This window comes from Syntrophorhabdus sp. (assembly GCA_012719415.1).
Taxonomy (GTDB): domain Bacteria; phylum Desulfobacterota; class Syntrophorhabdia; order Syntrophorhabdales; family Syntrophorhabdaceae; genus Delta-02.
Genome location: JAAYAK010000319.1, coordinates 1 through 4,029 on the forward strand (window position 1 = coordinate 1; position 4,029 = coordinate 4,029).

Genomic DNA, 4,029 nt, shown 5'->3' on the forward strand with positions numbered 1-4,029 from the left:
TCTTCACGTCCGGGTCAAGCCCCTTAGTGACGACGTGGCTGATGAGGGCGGAGCGCTTTTCCTGGAGGAGCTCGATCTGGCGTTGCTTCTTGGTGATGAGTTCGTCGATGCGGGATGTCTCGCGGTCGAGGAAGACGGCTATGGCGTGCTGCTCGGGGAAAGGAGGAAGAACAAGCAAGCCGTTCTCAAGCCAATAATTGCCAAGCCCGTAGCGGGTAATCCCAGTTGACGCAACTTGGAATTGGTAGTTGATGGCCTTCGATGCAAAGGCTCTGAACAGATATTTCCCATCAAGTATTTGGCATTTGGCACGAATCTGCGCGAGGTGATAACCGCAAAGAATACCTCGGAGTTGATCGACCACATATACAGGAACGGCTATGTCAGTCCATGACTCTGAATCTTTGGTGATGATCACATCTCCCTGCTTAACGGTGAACTTCTTGATTTCCGCTCTTGTTGCGGTTGCTTGCATGAACTCGAAATCGTCCGTGATGAACTCGTTCTTGTAAACGTCGATATAGTTGCAAAGGCGAACTGGTTCCTCTCCTTCAATAGTGTTCTTGTCCACATTGCTGAATTGCACAGATGCAGTGTATTTCAGTTTACGGATCTCCCAATGCTCCGGAATCTCCCCCAACCACTCCACGCCGGATGGTTTGTATGCCGGGTATGTTGCTCGTTTGCCTTTCTGCACTGAAGGGATCACGAGTTATCCCCTTTGCCCGGCCCGTATTTGCCGCCTTTACTCTGGCGTTTCTTCTTGCCGGGTTGCTCCTTACGCTCCGTCTCCAGCGTCTTCGCGGAAGTTTGCAGGTCTTCCACATACCGCGCCTCGGCCTCGGATTCTGTTTCCAGCCGTCTCCGCTCAGCAAAGGCGTCGTACTGCACCTCCGCCCATTCGAGAGCCTCGTTGCGGCTGACCATACCCGGCCCGGAGAGTACCGGCAGTTCGGTATCGCGGAGGAACTTGTCGAGGAAGATCTCCCAATCGCGCATGCTGATGTCCTGTCGCCGCTGGGCGCGGAACTCGGCTTGGTCCAAGAACATCACCGTGATGCGGTTGAGCGTGTCGATCTCTTCGGTATCGAGGTAGTTCTTGGCCGTGCCCACATCGCGTTTCAGCACCCGGCCACCTTTCCACGAGGTCAGGCCCATGTTGGTCCTGCCTGCGTCCGCTCGCCTCCGGACGATCTCCGCAGCCGTCATGCCGGTGGCGGCATGGTGCATCTTGTTCTGCATGGTGGCGAAAAAGCGTTGTGTTTCCTCCTCGCCTTCCCGGTAGTCACAGGCCAGCGCGAAGATCTCCCGGATGCGTTGGTAGACGCGTGCTTCACTGGCGCGAATCTCTCGGATGCGCGCAAGCAGTTCATCAAAGTAGTCCACCAGCCCACTGCCACCCTTGAGCCGTTCGTCGTCGAGCGTAAACCCCTTGACGACGTATTCACGAAGGCGAACCGTGGCCCACTGGCGGAACCGGGTAGCAACGCCGGACTTGACCCGGTAACCTACCGCAATGATCATGTCCAGGTTGTAATAATCTAGCGGTCGCTTGACCGTCCGCGAGCCCTCCGGGCGAACTGTCAAGTATTTCTTGACGGTTGCCTCCGGGTCGAGTTCGCCCTCTTCATAAATATTTTGTATGTGCAGGCTTATGTTCTGCTTGGTGGTTTGGTACAGCTCTGCCATCAGGTTCTGTGTCAACCAGACGGTCTCATCCTGCAGCCGCACCTCAAGGCGGGTCGTGCCGGATTCCACCTGATAGATGACAATCTGAGAGTCGCCGGGGGCGGGCAGGTTCTTAATCATTCTGTTACCTCTGTCAGCATATCCGCTATTTCCTTCTCGATCTTCTTGAGGTCTGCCTCGATCTCCTCCAGCGGCCGCGGTGGCACATACCGGTAGAAATACCGGTTGAAGTTGATCTCGTACCCGATCTTGGTCTTGCTGTGATCGATCCATGCGTCGGGCACGTGCGGCAGGACCTCGCGCTTCATGTATTCTTCCACATCCTCCTTAAGAGGGACGTTCTCATAATCGCGCAAATCCGGGTCCGGCTCAGGTTTCCCCTTCCCATCAACACAGACATCCGCCGTCTCGTCACGTTCGGACAGTGCCATAAGAATGGCCTTGAACAACGGCGCCGGGATCTTCAGACCCGTCCTGTTGAAGGCCTCCTTCATCAGGTCGGAGAACTCCTCTCGGTTCCTGACCACACCTTTCGATGCCAGTCCTGACAGGGCCTCGAGTATCGCCTCCTGGAGCTTCTTCCCCTCATCGATCTCGGCTTCCATCCCTTTTAGGTCCTTGCGCTTCTTGCTGGACGCGAGGCCGGCAAAAGCGTTCGCCTCTCTCACGCGGGCAAGCCGCTCCTCATCGACGGCAAAGTTGAGCTTCAGGGGCCTCTCCACGGTGATGCGGCGGTATCCGAAGTCCTCGTTGTCGAAAATGCGGACCTGCTCGCCTTCCTTGAAATCCCCGTACAGGCGGGTGATGTCCCCCCGCTGATCCTCGCAAACCTCGTTGCGCTTATTCCCCAGGGACCTACGCATCTTCTTGAAGAATGCTGTGCCGTCGACAAGCTGTATCTTGCCCCTGCGCTTCGGTTCCTTCCTGTTCGTTACGATCCAGAGGTAGGTGGATATCCCGGTGTTGTAGAAAAGCTGATCAGGGAGGGCCACGATGGCCTCGAGCCAGTCGTTCTCGATGATCCAGCGGCGGATGTCACTCTCGCCGGAGCCGGCACTTCCCGTAAAGAGGGGGGAACCGTTGAAGACGATAGCCAGGCGGGTACCGCCCTCCTTCGGGTCCTTCCTCTTGCTGATCATGTGCAGGAGGAACAGCAGGGAGCCGTCATTGATCCGGGGAAGCCCTGCCCCGAAACGGCCTCCGAACCCCTGCTCCTCATGCTCGCGCTTGATGACCTCGGCCTCGGGCTTCCACTCCACTCCGAAGGGAGGATTCGCGAGCATGTACTCGAACCTGTGGTTCGGGAAGCGGTCGTCGGTGAAGCTGTTCCCGAAGGCGATGTTCTCAATCTCCTGCCCCTTGATCATCATGTCGGAGCCGCATATCGCGTACGCCTGCGCGTTGTAATCCTGCCCGAACACCTTGAGGTTCGCGTCGGGGTTGAGTTCCCGGACATACTCCTCCGACACGGAGAGCATGCCGCCCGTACCGCAGGCAGGGTCGTAGAGGGTCCTGACGATGCCCTTGGTGGTGAGGATGTCACTGTCAGGAAGGAAGAGGAGGTCCACCATGAGGCGGATGACCTCACGGGGAGTAAAGTGATCACCGGCCTCCTCGTTCGATGCCTCGTTGAATCTCCGGATGAGCTCCTCGAAGATGTAGCCCATCTCCAGGTTCGATACGGCACTGGGGTGGAGGTCGATGTCACAGAACTTCGATACCACGAGGTAGAGGCGGTCCGCCTTCTCCAGCCTTGTGATATGTTCCTCGAAACCGAAGTGCTCGATGATCTCCCCGGCCCGGGCGGAGAAACCCTTGATGTAGTTGACGAGGTTGGCCTCAATGTGAGCAGGATCGCCCTTGAGCTTCTCGAAGGTGAAGAGGCTCGTGTTGTAGAAAGGCATGCCGGTGACGCGACAGAGAATAGGCCCTATGTCCTTTACCTTGCCCCCTGAGAGCTTTTCCTGCTCCTTCAGGACCTTGTCCTTCGTGGGCTCTAGGACACAATCGAGGCGCCTCAGGACGGTCAGGGGCAGCATGACGTCCTTGTACTGGTTCGGGCGGTATGGTCCGCGGAGGAGATCCGCAACAGACCAGATGAAGCTGGTTTTCTCGTTGAAGTTATTCATTTAGCAGGCTCCGCGTGTGGTGGCTCGTCGATATTGGAAGCTACAGAATACCGGGTGAAAATCCGAGGTGCAGAGGGAGCCTGGTCATAATGCAGACAGGCCGTTACGGTGCCGCAGTACCTCATCAGGAATCCCCCTGTCAACCCCTTGTGAAGGCTCCGATGTTTACCGTACGTTGAAATTACTGGAGAGCTTCACCGATATCGTACAA

3 protein-coding genes are annotated in these 4,029 nt (G+C 56.8%); all 3 read right to left on the reverse strand.

From position 1 onward, the window contains the following. On the reverse strand, positions 1–709 hold a 709-nt coding region (locus GXX82_17930; GenBank protein ID NLT24924.1), incomplete at its 3' end, for a restriction endonuclease subunit S. Beyond that, on the reverse strand, positions 706–1,809 hold the full coding sequence (locus GXX82_17935; GenBank protein NLT24925.1) for a virulence RhuM family protein: 1,104 nt from the start codon (positions 1,807–1,809) through the stop codon (positions 706–708). The genes GXX82_17935 and GXX82_17930, both read right to left, overlap by 4 nt. After that, positions 1,806–3,818, reverse strand: a complete 2,013-nt coding sequence (locus GXX82_17940; protein NLT24926.1) for an SAM-dependent DNA methyltransferase — start codon at positions 3,816–3,818, stop codon at positions 1,806–1,808. Before GXX82_17940 ends, GXX82_17935 begins: the two co-directional genes overlap by 4 nt. Positions 3,819–4,029: the final 211 nt, after the last annotated feature.

Bases quoted from the DNA above. Each gene is read 5' to 3' on its own strand.
- GXX82_17940 (NLT24926.1), bottom strand. From the start codon at position 3,818: ATGAATAACTTCAACGAGAAAACCAGCTTCATCTGGTCTGTTGCGGAT.
- GXX82_17935 (NLT24925.1), bottom strand. From the start codon at position 1,809: ATGATTAAGAACCTGCCCGCCCCCGGCGACTCTCAGATTGTCATCTAT.